Here is a 19,034-nt window from a genome sequence, read left to right as displayed (position 1 = left end):
CGGAAAGGCTGCTATAGTGGCGTTTCATCGGATCAACAATGGCTGGAGGGCCGGGAAGGCGGGGTCGGCATGCGTCTGAAATCGTTCCATGCGCCATCCATGCAGGAAGCCATGCGGCTTGTCCGCGAGGTGCTGGGCGACGACGCCATCATCGTGGCCACCCGCGAGGAGGAAGGCGTCGGCGTCCGCGTAACCGCCGCCATTGAGGAAGATGAGGGCATGCTGGCGACCCACGCCCCGGTCGCCGCCTCCAATCCCCTGCGCTTCCTGGAACCCGAAGGCCCGGAACCTATTGATGTCGTCGCCGATGCCCTGCTGCGCCATGGCGTGCCGGCGGAACTGAACCAGCGGCTGGTCGATAGTCTGGAAGATTTCGACACGCGCGACCCGATGATGGCCATGGCCGCAGCATTGGATGCCGTTTTCAGCTTCCAGCCCCTGCCCGATGGCAAAGCACCCCGCCCCATGATGCTGGTCGGTCCACCGGGGGGTGGGAAAACTTTGACCGTCGCCAAGCTGTGCGCGCGCTGTGCCCTGCAGAAACGTCCCGTCGGGGTCATTTCAACCGACACGATCCGGGCGGGCGGCATTGAACAGCTGCAGGCCTTCACCCGCGTGCTGAAACTGCGCCTGATCACCGTGGAGGACCCGACCGCCCTGTCGGACGCGGTGGAAGTGTCACGGGGGATGGAGCAGGTGCTGGTCGACAGCGCCGGTCGCAACCCCTACAGCGCGCAGGACATGAAGGATCTGCGGGAATTCGTCACCGCCACGGATATGGAGCCGGTGCTGGTCATGCCCGCCGGCCTTGATCCGGTGGAGGCGGTGGAGATCGCCAAGGCCTTCCGTGCCATCGGGGTCAGGCGCCTGCTGGCCACCCGCATGGACATGGCAAGACGTTACGGAAGCCTGCTGGCCGCCGCGCACGAGGCTGGCCTGGCTTTTGCAGATGTGAGTGCGACGACAAAAGTTGCCGACGGGCTGACCGCCCTGACGCCGACAATTTTGGCCAAGATGATGATGCCGGAACTGCAAGCCGAACAGCGGCGAGCCAAGCAAACGGGGACCCACGCATGAACGACCTGTCCGCGATGATGGCCGCCTCCGCCAATGTCACCCCGCTGCGCCAGCGCAACATTCTGGCCGTCGCCAGTGGTAAGGGCGGGGTGGGCAAGACCTTCTTCTCCATCAGCCTGACGCACGCGCTGAGCAAGCTGGGCCGCAAGACCCTGCTGTTCGACGGCGATCTGGGCCTCGCCAATGTCGATATCCAGCTGGGCCTGATGCCCAAGCGGGACCTGGGTCAGGTCATCGACGGCATGGTCACCCTGGCCGGTTCCACCACCCGCTATAATGAGGGTGGGTTTGACATCATTGCCGGCCGTTCCGGGTCTGGCAGCCTGGCCAATCTGCCCCCGGCAAAATTGACCCAGCTGCGCAACGACCTGACCGATCTTGCCCGGTCCTACGACAATATCGTCATCGACCTGGGCGCCGGCGTGGACCGCAATGTCCGCACCTTCACCGCTCCTGCCGGCATCTCGCTGGTGGTGACGACGGACGAACCGACCAGCATCACCGACGCCTACGCCTTCCTGAAGCTGTCTTATCAGGCCAACCCGATGGCCGACCTGCGCATCGTGGTGAACATGGCGCAGACGCGGGCCGAAGGCGACAAGACGTACGAGACCCTGCTGGCCGCCTGCCGCAAATTCCTGGGCAAGTCGCCGCAACTGGCCGGCATCATCCGCCGCGACATGAAGGTGCGGGAAAGCATCAAGACGCAGACGCCGCTGCTGGTCCGTTCCCCCACTTCCGACGCGGCGCACGACATCATGGCGCTGGCACAGAAGCTGACGGCGGGTTGATCCATCGGGCGGGCCGGCCCCCATGTCCGCCCCCCTTCCCCCCGCCCTGACAGGGGCCGGAACCACTTCCGGCCCGGCGCCATCCGGCCCCGGTCTGGTGCCGCTGGCCGATGTCATGATCCGTGCCTTGCCGGACAAGCTGGCGGGACTTGACCGCGCGCTGGTCGTGTCCGGTCAGGTGGTGGCACAGGAGGATGGCAAGGCCACCATCCGCACCGCCGCCGGGGACGTGTCGGTGGAAACGCCAACCCCGCTGCCCACCGACCGCCCCGTCACCCTGCGCATCCCGCCGCAGGTGGCGGGAACCCCGCCCCGCGCCGCCGCCCTGGCCCCGCCACAGACGCAGACACCTGCTCCGGCGGTGAGTAATCCTGCCACCGACAAGGCCGCCGCACCGCAGACCACGGCCCCCACCCCACCGGCCCAGCCGCTGCCGCAGATTCAGCCTGGGGCCACCATCGCCGCCATCGTCGTGGCCGCCACGCCGCGCGCACCATCACCCCCGCCCCCCGTCAGCACCAGCAACGCCGCCAGCGGTGCCAATACCGCCGCGCCATCGGGACAGGCGCCGGCGCCCGGCGGCGGTGCGGCCACAGCGGAAACGATAAACCCTCCAGCATCCGCGCCTGCTCCCCAGACGCCCACCCCCGCCACGGGCAGCGCGTCCAGCCCCGCGCCGACCCAGGGGCAGGTGCCGCTCCCCGGCTCGGCCTCCTTGCCGCCTCTGACCGCCCTGCTGGGTGATGCGCCAGCGGTCGGGGCCAAGCCTGGTGTTGCCGCCCCGCCATCGCCGGAACCCACACCGGCCCCGGTCGATACACCGGACCAGCCCCCGGCACCCGCAGCTGAAAGGCCAACAACGCCACCCGCCCCGGACGCCGCGCGTCTGGCCCGTCTGGCGCGGTACAACATCCCCACCACACCCTCATCCGGCTTGTTCTCCTTCCAGGACCTGGACAGCCCTCCATCGAAGCCGCCGCCGGTAACGGAAGCACGGCTGCGGTCGGCGGCACCGTCAGCCCCAGCGACCGCCCCATCGACACAGCCGGCGGCGGGGACACCGGTTCCGACGCCCAGCCCCATACCAACGGGTGGCGGAAGGCCCGCTGAGCCTGCGGCTGCTCCCTCCCGCCCCGCCGCACCGACCACACCCGGCATTCCCCTGCCCGACCTGCCCGCCGCTGCGGGGGAGCAGGAATTGGCACGGGCGCGGCAGCCATCGCCACCCCAGCCGCCAACAGCGCCCTCGACCAACACCACACCGACAGGACCAGCCCTCCCGCCGCTGCCCGGTTCAACGGCGCCCGCTCCGGAGGCAGCAAAACCCGCCTATGGTCAGGCCCCGACACCCCCCGCCCCAACGAATGGCCCGGCTCCCGACAGTCCGGTCCCCGGCAAGGCCCCGTCGCCACCGCCGGTGACACCGCAGCCACCCGGCGCGGAGCCGGAGACCGGTGAGATACCCCTGGCCCGCATCCGGGACGGACAGCCACCATCCCCCCCCACGGCCCCACCGACGGGGGAACAGACACGGCCACAGCCAACACCCACCCAACCCGGCGCGCCACAGCCACAGGCGATCCAGGCTGCACGGCTGCGCGACCCGCAACCCTCACCCCCACCGACCGCACCGTCAACAGTACCCGCACCCAGCGCGCCACCGGCACCGGTGCCCGGCGGTCCGGCACAACCGACAGCACCCGCCATACCTCCCGTCGGTACCGACACTCGCCCCTCCCCGCCGCCGATCCCTGGTCAGGCGGAACAAGCCCCCGCCCCGCCGGTGCAGGTGGCGCGGGCGCGTGACGCCCTGCCGCCATCGCCCCCGACGGCACCCGCAACGACGCCGGCTGGCACACAGCCAGGCGCGAGGCCAGCACCAGCGGCACAGCCCCCCACAAGCCCGGCAGCCACACCCGACAAGCCGGAGCGCACCGGCCCGGCCACGCCCGCGCCCGCCGCTACATCTCCCGGCAGCAACGCCCCTCGTCCGTCTGCGCCCACAATGCCCCAGACCAGCGGCGAGCCGGCCCGTGCGGCACCCACCCCCAGCCTTGCTTCGGTGCCGGAGGCTGAACCCACCCTCCAGACCGCCCGTCTGCGCGGCGACGCACCAACCCCAGCGACCGCCCCACCCACCGTACCGTCCGCACCCCCGCCCCCCCCCCGCCCGGCCCCCCTGCCCAACGGGCAACCGGTGCAACTGCGTATCCTGTCGGTGGAGATGGCGGGGGCAACCCCGGCAGGCCTGGACGACGCGCCGGCCAACTCTGTCACCGGCACCCTGGTCGGCAATACCAGCCAGGGGCAACCCGTGGTGACCACGCCGCAGGGCACCCTGGTCCTGCGCGCCCGCACCGATCTTCCGCCCGGCACCAACCTGATCCTGTCCCTGGAAATCCCGCAGAACCGGGATATGGCCAGCATGCTGCCCCCGCTTGACCCCGGCCAGGGCAGCGACTGGCCCGCCATGCGGGAGGTGATGTCGGCCCTGATGGCCGCAGATCCCGCCATGGCCCGCACCATCGCCGCCACTATCCTGCCGCAGCCCAGCAAGCGCCTGACCACCAACCTGACCTTCTTCCTGTCGGCCCTGCGCGGTGGCGATGCGTCGGGCTGGCTGGGTGGGGAAGCGACCGAGATTCTGAAGGGCCGGGGCGGCGCCCGCCTGCTGGCCCAATTGCGGGAAGATTTCCAGGCGGCGGCACGGCAGGCGGCGGAACCAACGCCCGACGGCTGGCGCAGCATGCCCATCCCGTTCGGCGTGCCGGAACAGGTGATGCGCGCCCAGTTGCATGTGCGCAGCGCGACGGAACAGGAGGGAGACGAGAAGCGTGGCGATGGCCGTGGCCCCGCCAAGCGCTTCCTTCTGGACCTGAATTTCAGCCGTCTTGGCCCCATGCAGCTGGATGGGCTGGTCTGGCCCGGTCGCTTCGACCTGATGATCCGGACCCAGACGCTGCTGTCGGCGGACCTGCGCCAATCCATCGGCACCATCTTCCGCGACAGTCTTGAAACGGTCGGATACGCCGGCACCATCGGCTTTCAGACGGGCGCGCATTTCTGGGCGCGTGTCCAATCGGCATCACGCGGTTCCGGGGTGCGGGCCTGACGAGCATCTTGCCAACATGTCTCATGGCGCATCATCACTGCCCACGTCATAGTTAACCATAATCAGAATAATGAACCGGGGGAACTTCATGGCGATGGCACCGGACGGGCGCGACGGAAGGGACCATCCCCAACGCACGCAGCTGAATGACGAGTTGCACGCGCGTCCGCACATGCGGATCACGACCCCGGCGCGCGTTACCCATCTTGCCCATCTGACGGGGGAGCTGGGGGCTGATCATGCCCACCTGCTGGCGCTGTGCCGCGATGTCGGTCTGCCCCTGCCAGGGTTGGAACTGCGGCAGGTGCAGCTGCTGGTCGATGGCCGCACCGTAAAATGGGAACGCCACACCGAATTCACCGCCGTCACCATCGCCGACATGGCACCGGGTGAGGCGGGGGAATGGTCGGCCCTGTCCCCGCGTCTGGCCGACTGGACCTCGCGGCTGCCGGGGCCGCGTCTGGTGGCCTGCCATCTGCGGCTGGAGCCGGATAGGAACCCGCATCACACGCCCGACAGCCTGTCGGCCATCTTCCCGCGCGGAGAGCTGCTGGGCAGCGAGGTGGCGGGAGGCGAAGCGCTGGTCTGGACCGATTTCCACCTGGGCAGCGACGGCCATACCCGCGTCCTGGTCCGCGACAAGGCGCTGTCGGCCAGCCATGCCGGCCGTGTGATCCAGCGCCTGCTGGAGATTGAGACCTACCGCATGACCGCGCTGCTGGGCCTGCCCCTGGCGCGGGAGGCGGGGCCGGAGCTGGCCAGTCTGGAACAGCGTCTGGAGGGCATCGTGGCCCGCACCGCCCTGGGCGGCAATCTAGCGGAAGAACATGGTCTGCTGGATGCGTTGACCCGTCTGGCGGCGGAAGCCGAAGCCCTGTCGGTGCGCTGCCGCTACCGGTTCGGGGCCACGACCGCCTATGCCGAACTGGTCGAACGGCGGGTGGAGGAATTGCGGGAGGAACGGATACCGGGCCTGCAGCGCCTCGGCGTCTTCCTGGAACGCCGTTTCCGCCCCGCCGTCCGCACCTGTGAGGCGGTGGCCCGGCGTCAGGGCGAACTGGCCGCCGGGATCAGCCGCGCCAGTTCGCTGTTGCGCACCCGTGTGGATGTGCAGCGGGCGGAACAGAACGCCGAAATCCTGAAAAGCCTGGAACACCGCGCCCGCACCCAGCTGCGTATTCAGGAAGCGGTCGAAGGCCTGTCGGTCTTCGCCATCTCCTATTATCTGCTGGGGCTGGTGAAGTACGTGGTGGATGGCCTGCCCACCATTGGCGGCCTGCCGCCCAAGGCGATGATGACCGGCATTGCCGTGCCGACCATCGTCGCCGCCGTCTGGGTGGGGATCAGGCGCCTTCGCCGAGCGGTGTCGTCGGGCAAGTAAAGCGCCGGCCGCCAAAACCGTAGGTCAGGTCGAGCCGCAGGCGAGCCCTGACAGATAAGGATTGAAAGCATGTTCTGTCAGGGCGAGGCTTGGCGCCTCGACCTGACCTACATTTGTTTCGTCTGATCCGCCATAAACCGCTCCACCCCCCTGGCCGCCGCCACCGCCGTCGCGTAGCAGCCCTGGAGCAGGTATCCGCCCGTCGGCGCCTCCCAATCCAGCATCTCGCCACAGGCAAAGACGCCCGGCAGTGATGACAGCATCAGATTGCCGTCCAGGGCCGACAGCTTGATGCCGCCCGCGCTGGAGATGGCCCGGTCCAGCCCCCGCTGTCCGGACAGGGTCACCGGCAGGGCCTTGACCAGTGCCGCCAGATTGGTGGTTCGACCCAGATCAACATCGCCCGCGAATTCCCGGATCAGGGCACCGGTGGGCGGCCCCAGGGTCAGGCCCTTGCGCAACTTGTTGGCCAGACTGTCGGCGGGCGGGGTGCGCGCCAGCTTGTTCTGCACCTGCGGCCCCGTCAGGTCGGGCTTCAGGTCCAGATGCACCACCGCTTCGCCTTCCCGCTCAATCGCGTCGCGCAGCGGCGCCGACAGGGCGTAAAGCGCCCCACCTTCCAGCCCCGTGCGCGTGACGACCAATTCACCGGGGACGGTTCGGTCCTTGAAGGTCAGGGCGATGCGCTTCAGTGGCTCACCCTCCGCCCGCTCCAGGAACCCGGCACTCCAGGTGACATCAAAGCCGCTGTTGGACGGGCGGAACGGGGCGAGCGGCACACCGCGCGCCGCCAGCAGCGCACTCCACCCGCCATCGGAGCCCAGCCGCGGCCAGCTGGCCCCACCCAGCGCCAGGATGGTGGCGGCGGCCTGGACCGTCTGCGGACCCGTCGGGGTGTCAAACGACACGGCCCCGTCATTGGCCCAACCGGTCCAGCGATGGCGCGTGAACAGCTTCACCCCCAACCCGTCCAGCCGTTGCAGCCAGGCGCGCAGCAGGACGGACGCCTTGAAGCTTTTCGGGAACACCCGACCGGAGGAACCGACAAATGTCTCCACCCCCAGCCCATGGCACCAGTCGCGCAGGTCGGCGGGCGTGAAGGCCCGGATCAGCGGGTCCATGAAGGGACGGGCAGCACCATAGCGGGTAATGAACCGGTCCAGCGGTTCAGAATGGGTGATGTTCAGCCCCCCGCGCCCCGCCATCAGGAACTTGCGCGCCGGCCTGGGCATGGCGTCATGGATTTCCACGAGGTGGCCCGCGCCCGCCAGGATTTCTGCCGCCATCAGACCCGCAGGGCCGGCGCCAATGATCAGGATGGGGCGGGTCATTCTTGTGGTTCCTCGGCAGGGCTGGTGCTCCCTCACCCTCCCAAGCCTTGGCAGGCTTGGGCCCCTCCCTCTCCCGCAAGCGGTAGAGGGGCGAAATCAAGGTTGCGCCCCTCGCCCACGTGAGTGGGAGAGGGAGGGGCCCGTTGTCGTCAGACAACGGGAGGGTGAGGGCAATCGACAGGACAATAAACGCAAAGGGCGGCGCCGTCGCCGGCACCGCCCCTTACAATGTCACAACACGCGATCAGGCGTGGGTGATGGCGCGCTCGACCAGCTGGCCCAGATGCTGGGTGCGCTTGGTCAGGCTCTGCAGCACGGCAGAGATTTCCGCCGTTGCGGCGGCGGTCTGGCCCGACAGGTTCTTCACTTCGCCGGCCACGACCGCGAAGCCCTTGCCGGCTTCGCCCGCGCGGGCGGCTTCGATGGTGGCGTTCAGGGCCAGCAGATTGGTCTGCTTGGCGATGGCGTCAATCTGCTGCGCCACCGTGCCGACCTTCTCAATTTCGGTCCGCAGGCCTTCCAACTCACGGCTGATTTCCTGCAAGGCGGAGGACACCTCGCTCTTGCCAGCGCCGGAGAGATTGCTCGATTCGCTGCCGTACTTCATCTGCAAAGGCCTTGCGTCTCAGGGGTTGTCCGATCAAGGGCCCGGGTCCGCCGGGTCCGACAGACTACATAGCACAAACTGTCGAACACCATGGTTACGATTTTCCACCGAACACATCACTTTCGGATAGGAAGAAGGGCACCGGCATCGGCGGTATGGTGCGGGTGCCGTGCATAGGCGCTACAGTCCGGGGACGATCAACCGGACGAGGGATGAAATGTCATTGCATGAGCTTCTGGTGCCGACCTTCACGCAGATGCTGCGCGCCATGGGCGGCTGGCTGGACAAGGCGCAGGCCCATCAGGGGACGGATACCGACGCACTGCTGTCGAATCGGCTGGCACCTGACATGTATCCTCTGGCCGCACAAATCCGCTTTGCCTGTTTCCAGGCGCAGGAGCCATTTTACCGTCTTCAAGGCGTCGCCCTGCCTGATACGCTGCTGGCCGTGCGTCAGCAGGGCTGGAACGCCAATGCCGATCCCGGCAACTGGGTCCAGGCGCGGGAATGCCTGTCGGCGGCGATCGGTTTCCTGACGGGACTGGAGCCAAGCGCATTGGACCGGCATGATGGGCGCACCATCGCGCTGGCCCTGCCCAACGGCATGGTCTTTGACATGTCACCTGAACAATATGCCCGGGACTGGTGCCTGCCGCAGTTCTATTTTCACCTGACAACGGCCTACACGATCCTGCGCCATCACAGCATTCCGCTGGGCAAGGCCGATTATGTCGCGCACATGCTGGCCTATCTGCGCCCACCCGGTGCGACACCGGCCTGACATCGCGCACAAAGAAAAAGGGAGGGCCAATGCCCTCCCTTCTCCCCTTGGCCGATCCTGGTCAGGATCAGGCGAAGGTCAGTTCCGTCGCACGCACCACGCTGGGCAAAGCCCGGATGGTGGCCAGCAGGGCGTCGTCCACCTTCTGATCGACGGACACCAGACAGATGGCGTTGGCGCCCGGCGCCGTGCGGCCCAGGTGGAAGGTGGCGATGTTGACGCTTTCATTACCGAGCGTCGTGCCCAGCTTGCCGATGAAGCCCGGCTTGTCCTCATTGCGGACGAACAGCATGAAGGGCGTGACCTCGGCTTCGATCGGCACTTCGTCGATTTCCACCAGGCGGGGCTTGTCGCCGCCGAACAGGGTGCCGGTGACGCTGTTGGTGCCCTTGTCGGTGGTGACGATGATGCGGACCAGCGTCTGATAATCGCCGTCATTGGTGCGCTTGGTCTCGGCCACCTTGATGTCACGCTCCTTGGCGATGACGGGGGCGTTGACCATGTTCACCGATTCCATCAGCGGGCCCAGCAGGCCCTTCAGCACGATGGCGGTCAGCGGCTTGGTGTTCAGCGTCGCGGCCTGACCTTCATACTCGATGGCCACACCCTTCAGGCTGCCGTCGATCAGCTGGCCCACGAAGCCGCCCAGCTGTTCGGCCAGCTTCATATAGGGACGCAGGCGCGGGGCCTCTTCCGCCGTGACGGACGGCATGTTCAAGGCATTGACGACGGCGCCATTCACCAGATAGTCGGCCAGTTGTTCGGCCACCTGCAGGGCGACATTTTCCTGCGCTTCAGTCGTGGAGGCGCCCAGGTGCGGCGTGGCCACAACCTTTTCATTGCCGAACAGCGGATGGGCCTTGGCCGGCTCTTCCGCGAACACGTCAAGGGCGGCACCGGCAACGTGACCAGCTTCGATGGCGGCCTGCAGGGCCTCTTCCACGATCAGGCCGCCACGGGCGCAATTGATGATGCGCACGCCCTTCTTGGTCTTGGCCAGGGCCTTGGCGTCCAGCACACCCTTGGTCGCCTCGGTCAGCGGCGTGTGCAGGGTGATGAAGTCGGCGCGCTTCAGCAGCTCTTCCAGTTCCACCTTCTCCACGCCGATCTCGGTGGCGCGTTCGGGCGACAGGAACGGGTCGAAGGCGATGACCTTCATCTTCAGGCCGATAGCCCGGTCGGCGACGATGCCGCCGATATTGCCGCAGCCGATGACGCCCAGCACCTTGCCGAACAGCTCCACGCCCATGAAGCGGTTCTTTTCCCACTTGCCGGCATGGGTGGAGGCGTTGGCCGCCGGGATTTCACGGGCCAGCGCGAACATCATGGCGATGGCATGTTCGGCAGTGGTGATGGAATTGCCGAACGGCGTGTTCATCACGACCACACCACGGGCCGTGGCGGCGGGGATGTCCACATTATCAACACCGATACCGGCGCGACCGACAACCTTCAGGTTGGTGGCAGCAGCCAGGATATCCTTGGTCACCTTGGTGTTGGACCGGATGGCCAGACCATCATACTCGCCGATGATGGCCTTCAGCTCATCGGGCTTCAGACCGACCTTGACGTCAACCTCAACGCCGCGCTCCTTGAAAATCTCTACGGCGCGGGGGGACAGGCTGTCGGAAATCAGAACCTTGGGCATGGGAATGTCCTTCGCATGAAGATGCGGGATGTATGGGCAAGCGGGGTCCCCTCACCCTCCCACCCGCGTTGCGGGCGGGCCCCTCCCTCTCCCACTATCGTGGGCGAGGGGCGAAATCTGCCCCTCTACCGCCTGGCGGGAGAGGGAGGGGCCCATCGCTGCCAAGCGATGGGAGGGTGAGGGTCACCCCGTCAAATCAAGAAATCAGCCGGCCTTGACCGTCTGGTAGGCCCAGTCGAGCCAGGGCAGCAGGGCCACGATGTCGGCATTCTCGACGGTGGCGCCGCCCCAGATGCGGATGCCCGGCGGGGCATCGCGGTAGGAACCGGCGTCCAGCGCCACGCCTTCCTTTTCCAGCAGGCTGGTCAGCTTCTTGGCGATCTCGGCCTGCGCCTCTGCCGGCTGTTCGGTCGCCCAGGGGTCGACGATCTTCAGACAGATGGAGGTGCAGGAACGGCTATCCACCGTGTCGGCCAGGAAATCGACCCAGTCGGTCTTGGCAACCCAGTCGGCCACGGCCTTCAGGTTACCTTCAGAGCGACCGATCAGCCCTTCCAGACCGCCCACCGACTTGGCCCAGTTCAGACCGTCCAGCGCGTCTTCGACGGCGATCATCGACGGGGTGTTGATCGTCTCACCCTTGAAGATGCCTTCCGACAGCTTGCCATTGCTGGCCATGCGGAAAATCTTCGGCAGCGGCCAGGCCGGCTTGTAGTTCAGCAGCCGGTCAACGGCGCGGGGGCTGAGGGCGATCATGCCGTGCGCGGCTTCACCACCCAGCACCTTCTGCCAGGACCAGGTGACGACATCCAGCTTGTCCCAGGGCAGGTCCATGGCGAACGCGGCGGACGTCGCGTCGCAGATGGTCAGGCCTTCGCGGTCGGAGGATATCCAGTCGCCATCGGCGACGCGGACACCCGAGGTGGTGCCGTTCCAGGTGAAGACGACATCGCGGGAGAAATCCACGGCGGTGAGGTCGGGCAGCGCGCCGTAACCGGCGACCATCTGGCGGACATCGGTCAGCTTCAACTGCTTGACGACGTCGGTGACCCAATCCTTGCCGAAGGATTCCCAGGCCAGCATGTCGACGCCACGGGCGCCCAGCAGCGACCACAGGGCCATTTCAACGGCGCCGGTGTCGGAAGCGGGAACAATGCCCAGCCGATAATCGGCGGGGATGCCCAAAATTTCTTTGGAGAGGTAAATCACCTGCTCCAGCTTGGCCTTGCCGGGCTTGGAGCGGTGCGAGCGGCCCGTCAGGGCGCCCTTAAGGGCTTCGATCGTCCAGCCGGGGCGCTTGGCGCAGGGGCCCGACGAGAATTGCGGATTAGCGGGGCGATTGCCCGGCTTCGGCGCAGCCATTATGGCTATTCCTTCCAGAATAGTAGCACCCCGTTGGGGGGGTGTGACCCGCCGTCGAAGCTATGGATTTGGAAGGTGCCCGTCAATGGGGCATCGCTGCGCGTGGATCAGATTTCTGCTCTGCGGGGCACGCAGAGGAAAGAAAGTTACGGTCGCAATACGCATTGCCGTAGGTCAGGTCGAGCGTAGCGAGCCCTGACAGCAATGGATTAAAAGCCTGATCTGTCAGGGCTCGCTCTGCTCGACCTGACCTACCCCATCGGCAGCAGCGACTTATCCACCAGCCCGGATTCCAGCATGGCATTGCACAGCTTGAAATAGGCGTCGCGGCGTTCGGTGGCGCCGGGGAAGCGTTCCAGATAGTTCAATATGAATTCCGGCCGCTTCAGCGCCTGGGTCAGCTGATCCGCCGCCAGTTGCCGCGCCCGCCCTTCCGGCAGGCCACCGCACAGGCGCACGATGGTCAGGATACGATCGGCAAAGGGCATGGCCTGGTTGGCCAGGATTTCCGTGCGGATACTGTCGAAGATAGCGCTGTCCAGGATTTCGGCCATTTCCCGCTTGGGTGCCGCCGGCATGCCTGACATCACGATGCGCCGGGCCATGGTGCCCAGCGTCTTGATCGCCTCCATCCGGTTACCGACCTCGCGGATGAAATCCTCCGGCACGATCAAGCTGCGCAGATATGAGGCGATCTTGGCCTTGGGCGCATCGCCGGGGGCCGTCTCTGCCAGGGACAGGACCGTTTCCGCCTTGGTCACCGCCCCCCGGATGGGACCGATCAGTTCGGACATCGCCTCCGGCTGGATCAGACGGTCGGCGCGCTGGGCCAGCGCCTCCAGCACTTCCTCATCCCTGCCAAGGGACGGCGCATGCTGACGCAGATAAGTAATGACCTCGACCGTGGCCTCCATCTCATCCCGGATGCCCCGGTCGCTGCGCAGCGGCAGACGGGAATGGAGATGGCGCAACAGGCCCAGGCGCAGTTCGGCCAGCGTGCGGGGCAGCACCCCTTCGGACAGCAGCATGGACAGGGCCTTCACACCCGCCGGCTGTTCCCCCTGCCCTGCCCCCAGATTGCCGACATAGAGGTCGACCGCATTCAGCACCAGTTCCAGGCGCGTCTTCTCCTGCCCCGCCAGTTCCTTCAACGCCAGGGGAGAGGCCAGGATTTCGGCGGCCAAGCTGTCCAGGACCCGCATTTCGCGCAAGGACAGGTCGGGCGTGAACATCTGGAACAGCCGATCCAGCTTCTCCACCCAGCTTTTGGCATCGGCCAGATACGCCGCCACGGCGCGATAGAGCGCGCGCGACAGCCCTTCCGGCGGGCCCTTATAGGCGGAAACAACCTCCAGCAATCCGCCGGGGCCGATCTTGATCGGCGGGTTACCCTTGGATTCCTTGACCAGCGTCGCCAGACCATTGTCGGCGATGTTCATCAATTCCTTCATGCGCGACACGGCGGTCTGCTTGGTGCCGCGCACCTGTACCGAGGCCAGCCGCTGCAAGGCGCCCTGCACCGTTGTGCCCGCCTGATCCAGCACGCGGGCATGCACCTCGTAATTCAGGATTTCCAGCGGGGTCAGCCGTTTCTCATCCAGGAACTTCACGAAGAAGGTACGGAACATCTGGCGCTGGATATCGCCCATCAGGTCTTCAGGCTTATCGCACCAGGATGCGTCCCGGCCCGGATTGGCACGGGCCAGCGGGTCCACCTCCTGCACGCCATTGCGCAGGCGTTTCACCATGGTCACGGTCGTGACGAACTCATGATCCTTATAGTCGGAACGGCGCACAAGGCGGATGCCATCCACCTCGTTGCGTTGAACCAGCATGGCCGCCGACGGCTCCAGCTGGCGAAGGTCGGGCGACTCCCGCACCACCAGCCACAGGTCCGTGTGGAAACTGTGCAGTTCATAGACCGTCTGGACGGCACCGATGAGTTTCTGTTTGTCCACAGGCCAGGGCTCGATAAAACCATCCCGAACGCCGACCATGAGAGCAACGGGTCGGCGCCAGCGGACGACAAGTCTGAAAGCCGGGCTATCTTGCTCAATTCTCCATCCGGGGTAAACAGAGGAATAACGGACGGGTTGGATAGGCCGAAAGGCATAGGCGATTTATACCACCTATGCGCGTATCCATCAGGCTTTTGCAGGCCGCCACATGGCCCTTTCCGGTTTATCCAGTGCTGCAAAGCCGAACTTTGCGTACAACCCGTGCGCGTCCGCCGTGAAAAGCAGGAATCGGCGCAAATCCGCCCATTCCGGACGGTTGACCACACTGTCCACCAGGAAGGTTCCAAGCCCCGCACCACGCCGTTCCGGGTTAACCCAGACATCCGCCAGATAGGCGAAACTGGTGTGGTCCGTGATGACGCGGCAATAGCCGATTTGGAAACAATTGAAATCATAGAGGCCGATTGCCACCGAATGGCGTGCAGCCTTCTCGACTTTCGCGCGACTGATTCCCGGTGACCAGTAGCTGGATGCCAGGGCCGGATGGATGACGTCGAAGTTCAGACGGGCCGGATCATTGCTGACGACATGCCCGTCGTCGCGGCGGGTTTCCCAGATATCCATGACGCCCTTCCCTTACCGATTGATCGCCATATGGGCGGCAAGGCCGGCCAGGACCGAACCCATGACCATGCGCTGTAACCGCGCCCAGACAGGCTGCCCCGCCAGCAATCGGGCGATGCCGCCGCCGATCAGGATGAAAATGGCGTTCACCGACAGGCTGATGCTGATCTGCACCGCCCCCAGCTCCAGGCCCTGCGCCAGGACAGAGCCGCGCGCCGGATCAATGAATTGCGGCAGCAGCGACAGGTACAGCATCGCCGCCTTGGGGTTCAGCAGGTTGGTGACCAGCCCCATCATGTAAAGCCGGCGGGGGCTGTCGGGCGGCAGATCGCGCACCTGAAACGGGGAATGCCCACCGGGGCGCAGCGCGTTCCAGGCCAGCCAGACCAGATAGGCGGCACCGGCCCAGCGGATGATGTCGAAAGCCAGGGGAATGGCGGACAGCACCGCCGTCAGACCCAGAACCGTCGCCATCAGGAAGACGACAAAGCCGGTTCCCACCCCCACAAGTGAGATCAGGCCAGCCCCCCGTCCCTGACAGATGGAACGAGAGACGAGATAGGCCATGTTGGGGCCGGGCGTCAGCACCATGCCAAGACTGAGTGCCGCGAAACCGCCCAGAACCGGCAGCGGCACCGGCAGAAGCTCCGTCGCCATCACGCCGCACCCTGGCCAGGATTGGGCGCCACCTCGGCCAGCATGGCGGCGGCCAGTTCCGGCCCCGCCAGCCGCGTCACGACCCAGCCGACCAGATCGGCATTGGCCAGACACCCGGCCGCCGTCGCGACCGGACCATCCACCACCAGACCGTCATTTATATAGGTCGCCCCCAGTTCCGCCAGCCGCGCAATGGCATCGGGTGCGGCATAGGTGGTGGCGCGGCGTCCGCGCAGATGGCCCAGCGCACCCAGGATCAGCGACCCGCTGCATTGCGCCGTCAGCATTTGGCGGGCGGGGTCCAGACCCGCGAACCGCGCCAGATAGGCGGGATCACGGTGCAGGGCGCGGGTGACGTAACCACTGGCGAACATCACGGCATCGGCATCCGCCGCCGCCTCCACCCGGCCATGCATGGCGATGGACAGGCCGGTGCGGGAGACATGCCGATCCGCCGTGCCCAGCAGACGCACATGCCATTCGGTCCCATCCTTGACCAGCCCGGCATGAACAGGCCGGTTGAACAGGTCCCATGGCAGGAAGACATCGATGTCGGTGAAACCGTCGAAACAGATGATGGCGATGGTGGGCATGGGATGGCCGCCTTCAGCAGAACCGGGGATCAGATATGGATCGTGCCTTCCAGATAAAGGACGGCGCGGCCCGCGATATGGACGCGGTCACCCAGCAGGCGGCAATGCAACGTGCCGCCACGCGCCGAAACCTGCCGCGCCTCCAGCACATCCTTGCCCAGCCGTTCCGCCCAATAGGGGATCAGGGTGCAATGGGCCGACCCCGTGACGGGGTCCTCCGGAATGCCATCCATGGGGGCGAAGAAGCGGGAGACGAAATCCACGCCAGGTTCATCCCCCGGTGCGGTCACAATGACCATGCGCCCCACCCCGTTCAGCAGGGCGAAATCGGGCGACAGGGAACGGACCGTGGCCGCATCCTTATAGACGACGAGCCAGTCGCGGGCCGCCTGCACCAGTTCCGGCGACGGACCGCCAAGCCCCCGGATCAGGTCAGGATGGGCATCGATATCCTTTGGCGCGCGGGTCGGGAAATCCAACGTGTAAAGCCCATCGGCGATGATCACGCGCAGGTCCCCCGCCACCTTGGTGCGGAACCGGATCTCGCTGACATCGGGATCGATGAAATTCTTGATGACGAAGGCCGAGGCCAGGGTTGCATGGCCGCAAAGGTCAATCTCGTTGGCCGGCGTGAACCAGCGCACGAACCATCCCTCGCCATCGCGCAGGATGAAGGCGGTTTCGGCCAGATTGTTCTCCACCGCGATGGATTGCATGACGGCGTCGGGCAGCCAGCTTTCCAGCGGCACGACGGCAGCCGGATTGCCCCCGAACAGCGTGTCGGTGAAGGCATCGACCTGATAGAGCGGCAGACGCATGATGGGTTCCTCGAAGATGGGCTTCAGACAGTTTCGCGTAAACGGGCCAGAACGGCGATGGCGTGATCAATCTCCGCCTCACCTGTGCGCCAGCTGGAAACGGACAGGCGGGCGGCGGGACGTCCACGCCAGACGGTGGGACCGAACCAGATCTCGCCCGACGCCTCCGCCGCCTTGCGGATGCGGGTCAGATGGGCGCCATCATCCGTATCGCCCGCCACCCGGATCAGCACTTGGTTAAGGACGACGCGGTTCAGCACCTCGAACCCCGTGGCGCGCAACCCGTCGGCGAGGCGGCGGGCTAGGGCGCGGTGGCGGTCCACCATCGCCGATATCCCTTCCACGCCCAGCGTGCGCAGCGCCGCCCAGATGGGAATTCCGCGCGCCCGGCGGGAAAATTCCAAGGTCAGGTTCTTCTGCGCGAACGGATCGGCGGTGGAATAGGCCGCGTCACTGTTCATGGCGGCAGCCAGGGCGTGACCATCGCGGCAGATGGCGATGGCGCCATCATAGGGAGTGTTCAGCCATTTATGGCCATCGGTGGTCCAACTATCCGCCCCTTCCACACCAGCGGTCAGGCGCATGGCATCCGATGACAACCGCGCCCACAGGCCAAAAGCTCCATCGACATGCACCCAGGCACCGACGGCCCGCGCCGCCCGGATCAGGGGGATGAAGGGATCGAATTCCCCCATATTCACCTCCCCCGCCTGCAAGCACAGGATCGTTGCATTATCCAAGGGCGGCAGACGGTCAGGATCGATCCGGCCGAATTCATCGGTGGGCGCGATGATCAGGCTATCCAGGCCGAAACCGAGCACCCGCAGCGCCTTATGCACCGTGATATGCACCGTCTCCGACACGACCATCCGGATGGGCGGCGACCCGGCCAGACCCTGACGGTCGAAGTCCCAGCCCTTTCGCGCCAGAAGCGACCGCCGCGCCGCCGCCAGACAAGCCAGACCGCAGGCGGTGGCCGACGTGCCGAACCCCACCGCTGCCTCACGCGGCAAATCCAGCGCCTCCAGCAGCCAGTCGCCCGCCTGCCTTTCCAGCACAGCCGCCACCGGTGAATTGTCATAGGAAGAGGCGCACTGATCCCAGGCCAGCATCAGCCGTTCCGCCGCCGCCGCAACCGGCAGTGCTGCACCGATGACAAAGCCGAAATAGCGCGGACCATTGCTGGTCACGGTCGCCGGGCCGCCGATGCCGTCGAGCATCGCCAGCGTCTCAGCCGAGGGGCGGCCCTGACGGGGAAGCGGCTCCGCAAAGGCAGACAGGGCATCCAGCGCCGATTGATCAGGAAAGACCCGGCGCCCCGCCACGCCCGCCAGATAATCGGCGGCACGCCTGTCGGCATCCCGGATCAGGGAAAGTTCGTCCATGATTGTCCCTGTCGGAAGGGAAACGCCGCACATGAGCAGCACAATCATCAGGTACAATCAGGACAATAAAGGTGCAATCGCGAAATTGTACCCATAACAAGATCAGTCCAGGCTGTTCAGCGCGCGCTGCCCGACAGGTGATAGGGACGGACCAACATTTCCGCCGGTATCTTCCATTCCTGATGAAGGCGCCAGATCATCTCCGTTGTCAGTGCGCGTTTGCGACGCAGAACCTCCGACGCGCGGGAGCGGGAGCCCAGCAGGCGGGCCAGATCCGCCTGCTTATAACCAGCTGTTTCCATCACCGCCATGACCGTATCAACCGGGTCCGGCCCCTCAATGGCCCAATGCTTGGCTTCATAAGCGCTGATAAGATCGGCCAGGACCAGAAAGCGATCAGATTCCGACGTTCCCAATTCCGGCTCCTGCTCGAAATAGGGTTCAATCTCCTTCAAGGCCCAGTCGTAATCTTCTTCGGTCAGAATGGGACGGACATCCATCATGTTCACCACCCGATTGTCCCCCTTAGAAGCACCTTGTTTTTCAGATTGTCGCCGCGTCGATCCGGTCATAGGCGGCATGGGTTCCAACAAACTTGATAAGGACCTTTCCATGCCGGTAGGCGACATGCACGACCAGACGATATTTGTTGCCGGCGATGTCGAAGATAAGGCGATTGTCGCCCACGAAATCGACGGCATTTCCAAACATGACTTTGGCATCCACAGGCCCAGCCCAACTCGCCTTTGACACCAAACCGAACCACGTCTGTAGCGGCACCTCCGCCTGTGGATGCTGCTGCCAGAACAGCTTCAACGTGCGCTTGGAGATGATATGCATCGATGCCGTGGGTTGGCTTGACCGCTCAAGGCACTGTACGCCGTTCCCGATATGGGAACAAGCCCAAAG

The 19,034-nt window shown here is 65.8% G+C and carries 17 protein-coding genes; 5 read left to right on the top strand and 12 right to left on the bottom strand.

Features of this window, described 5'->3' with window-relative positions:
* The first annotated feature begins 69 nt into the window (after nt 1-69).
* The 4 genes from ACODSP_RS00770 (at nt 70) to ACODSP_RS00755 (ending at nt 6,361) form a co-directional block, all read left to right on the top strand.
* Entirely contained in the window at nt 70-1,077 is a 1,008-nt protein-coding gene (locus tag ACODSP_RS00770) for a flagellar biosynthesis protein FlhF (RefSeq protein ID WP_488963728.1), read from the top strand.
* Nucleotides 1,074-1,868: a MinD/ParA family protein gene (locus tag ACODSP_RS00765; RefSeq protein ID WP_054167179.1), complete on the top strand. Its 795-nt coding sequence runs from the start codon at nt 1,074-1,076 to the stop codon at nt 1,866-1,868. The genes ACODSP_RS00770 and ACODSP_RS00765 overlap by 4 nt, the downstream gene beginning before the upstream one ends.
* A gap of 22 nt (nt 1,869-1,890) precedes the next feature.
* Nucleotides 1,891-4,980, top strand: a complete 3,090-nt coding sequence (locus ACODSP_RS00760; protein ID WP_488963727.1) for a hypothetical protein — start codon at nt 1,891-1,893, stop codon at nt 4,978-4,980.
* Between the two features lie 88 nt (nt 4,981-5,068).
* Nucleotides 5,069-6,361 (top strand): DUF3422 family protein, encoded by a 1,293-nt coding sequence (locus tag ACODSP_RS00755; protein ID WP_488963726.1) that lies wholly within the window; start codon nt 5,069-5,071, stop codon nt 6,359-6,361.
* 107 nt (nt 6,362-6,468) lie between these two features.
* Here the strand turns inward: ACODSP_RS00755 and ACODSP_RS00750 are convergent, their stop codons facing one another.
* Entirely contained in the window at nt 6,469-7,692 is a 1,224-nt protein-coding gene (locus ACODSP_RS00750) for a TIGR03862 family flavoprotein (RefSeq protein ID WP_488963725.1), read from the bottom strand.
* Between the two features lie 244 nt (nt 7,693-7,936).
* Nucleotides 7,937-8,299, bottom strand: a complete 363-nt coding sequence (locus tag ACODSP_RS00745; protein WP_054167173.1) for a methyl-accepting chemotaxis protein — start codon at nt 8,297-8,299, stop codon at nt 7,937-7,939.
* Between the two features lie 217 nt (nt 8,300-8,516).
* On the opposite strand from ACODSP_RS00745, the gene ACODSP_RS00740 reads away from it, so the two are divergent.
* Nucleotides 8,517-9,080, top strand: coding sequence for a DUF1993 domain-containing protein (locus tag ACODSP_RS00740; RefSeq protein WP_488963724.1), 564 nt, complete (start codon nt 8,517-8,519; stop codon nt 9,078-9,080).
* Nucleotides 9,081-9,147: 67 nt separating this feature from the next.
* Here ACODSP_RS00740 and serA read toward each other — a convergent pair whose 3' ends face one another.
* From serA to ACODSP_RS00690, 10 genes are all read right to left on the bottom strand, one after another.
* Entirely contained in the window at nt 9,148-10,728 is a 1,581-nt protein-coding gene (gene serA, locus ACODSP_RS00735; protein ID WP_488963723.1) for a phosphoglycerate dehydrogenase, read from the bottom strand.
* 204 nt (nt 10,729-10,932) lie between these two features.
* On the bottom strand, nt 10,933-12,090 hold the full coding sequence (locus tag ACODSP_RS00730) for a phosphoserine transaminase (RefSeq protein ID WP_488963722.1): 1,158 nt from the start codon (nt 12,088-12,090) through the stop codon (nt 10,933-10,935).
* Between the two features lie 251 nt (nt 12,091-12,341).
* The gene (locus tag ACODSP_RS00725) at nt 12,342-14,048 is read right to left on the bottom strand and encodes a hypothetical protein (protein ID WP_488963721.1); all 1,707 of its coding nucleotides are present in this window, start codon (nt 14,046-14,048) and stop codon (nt 12,342-12,344) included.
* Between the two features lie 186 nt (nt 14,049-14,234).
* A complete protein-coding gene (locus ACODSP_RS00720; RefSeq protein ID WP_488963720.1) occupies nt 14,235-14,672 on the bottom strand; it encodes a GNAT family N-acetyltransferase in 438 nt (145 codons plus the stop codon).
* A 12-nt stretch (nt 14,673-14,684) separates the two neighbouring features.
* Nucleotides 14,685-15,329: a LysE family translocator gene (locus ACODSP_RS00715; protein WP_488963719.1), complete on the bottom strand. Its 645-nt coding sequence runs from the start codon at nt 15,327-15,329 to the stop codon at nt 14,685-14,687.
* Nucleotides 15,329-15,922 carry a DJ-1/PfpI family protein gene (locus tag ACODSP_RS00710; RefSeq protein ID WP_488963718.1) on the bottom strand — a complete coding sequence of 198 codons (594 nt, stop codon included), beginning with the start codon at nt 15,920-15,922 and terminating at the stop codon, nt 15,329-15,331. Before ACODSP_RS00710 ends, ACODSP_RS00715 begins: the two co-directional genes overlap by 1 nt.
* Before the next feature lie 29 nt (nt 15,923-15,951).
* Nucleotides 15,952-16,740 carry a PhzF family phenazine biosynthesis protein gene (locus ACODSP_RS00705; RefSeq protein ID WP_488963717.1) on the bottom strand — a complete coding sequence of 263 codons (789 nt, stop codon included), beginning with the start codon at nt 16,738-16,740 and terminating at the stop codon, nt 15,952-15,954.
* Nucleotides 16,741-16,763: 23 nt separating this feature from the next.
* On the bottom strand, nt 16,764-18,125 hold the full coding sequence (locus ACODSP_RS00700; RefSeq protein ID WP_488963716.1) for a pyridoxal phosphate-dependent decarboxylase family protein: 1,362 nt from the start codon (nt 18,123-18,125) through the stop codon (nt 16,764-16,766).
* Nucleotides 18,126-18,241: 116 nt separating this feature from the next.
* Nucleotides 18,242-18,628, bottom strand: coding sequence for a helix-turn-helix domain-containing protein (locus tag ACODSP_RS00695; RefSeq protein ID WP_488963715.1), 387 nt, complete (start codon nt 18,626-18,628; stop codon nt 18,242-18,244).
* Nucleotides 18,629-18,668: 40 nt separating this feature from the next.
* Nucleotides 18,669-18,965 carry a type II toxin-antitoxin system HigB family toxin gene (locus ACODSP_RS00690; RefSeq protein ID WP_488963714.1) on the bottom strand — a complete coding sequence of 99 codons (297 nt, stop codon included), beginning with the start codon at nt 18,963-18,965 and terminating at the stop codon, nt 18,669-18,671.
* Between the last annotated feature and the right edge of the window lie 69 nt (nt 18,966-19,034).

This window comes from Niveispirillum sp. FG156 (genome assembly GCF_057809555.1).
This window is presented reverse-complemented; position numbering and strand designations above follow the sequence as displayed.

Excerpts from the sequence above, each read along its gene's own strand:
- ACODSP_RS00770 (WP_488963728.1), top strand. The coding sequence starts at position 70 with ATGCGTCTGAAATCGTTCCATGCGCCATCCATGCAGGAAGCCATGCGG.
- ACODSP_RS00765 (WP_054167179.1), top strand. The coding sequence starts at position 1,074 with ATGAACGACCTGTCCGCGATGATGGCCGCCTCCGCCAATGTCACCCCG.
- ACODSP_RS00760 (WP_488963727.1), top strand. The coding sequence starts at position 1,891 with ATGTCCGCCCCCCTTCCCCCCGCCCTGACAGGGGCCGGAACCACTTCC.
- ACODSP_RS00755 (WP_488963726.1), top strand. The coding sequence starts at position 5,069 with ATGGCGATGGCACCGGACGGGCGCGACGGAAGGGACCATCCCCAACGC.
- ACODSP_RS00750 (WP_488963725.1), bottom strand. The coding sequence starts at position 7,692 with ATGACCCGCCCCATCCTGATCATTGGCGCCGGCCCTGCGGGTCTGATG.
- ACODSP_RS00745 (WP_054167173.1), bottom strand. The coding sequence starts at position 8,299 with ATGAAGTACGGCAGCGAATCGAGCAATCTCTCCGGCGCTGGCAAGAGC.
- ACODSP_RS00740 (WP_488963724.1), top strand. The coding sequence starts at position 8,517 with ATGTCATTGCATGAGCTTCTGGTGCCGACCTTCACGCAGATGCTGCGC.
- serA (WP_488963723.1), bottom strand. The coding sequence starts at position 10,728 with ATGCCCAAGGTTCTGATTTCCGACAGCCTGTCCCCCCGCGCCGTAGAG.
- ACODSP_RS00730 (WP_488963722.1), bottom strand. The coding sequence starts at position 12,090 with ATGGCTGCGCCGAAGCCGGGCAATCGCCCCGCTAATCCGCAATTCTCG.
- ACODSP_RS00720 (WP_488963720.1), bottom strand. The coding sequence starts at position 14,672 with ATGGATATCTGGGAAACCCGCCGCGACGACGGGCATGTCGTCAGCAAT.
- ACODSP_RS00715 (WP_488963719.1), bottom strand. The coding sequence starts at position 15,329 with ATGGCGACGGAGCTTCTGCCGGTGCCGCTGCCGGTTCTGGGCGGTTTC.
- ACODSP_RS00710 (WP_488963718.1), bottom strand. The coding sequence starts at position 15,922 with ATGCCCACCATCGCCATCATCTGTTTCGACGGTTTCACCGACATCGAT.
- ACODSP_RS00705 (WP_488963717.1), bottom strand. The coding sequence starts at position 16,740 with ATGCGTCTGCCGCTCTATCAGGTCGATGCCTTCACCGACACGCTGTTC.
- ACODSP_RS00700 (WP_488963716.1), bottom strand. The coding sequence starts at position 18,125 with ATGGACGAACTTTCCCTGATCCGGGATGCCGACAGGCGTGCCGCCGAT.
- ACODSP_RS00695 (WP_488963715.1), bottom strand. The coding sequence starts at position 18,628 with ATGATGGATGTCCGTCCCATTCTGACCGAAGAAGATTACGACTGGGCC.
- ACODSP_RS00690 (WP_488963714.1), bottom strand. The coding sequence starts at position 18,965 with ATGCATATCATCTCCAAGCGCACGTTGAAGCTGTTCTGGCAGCAGCAT.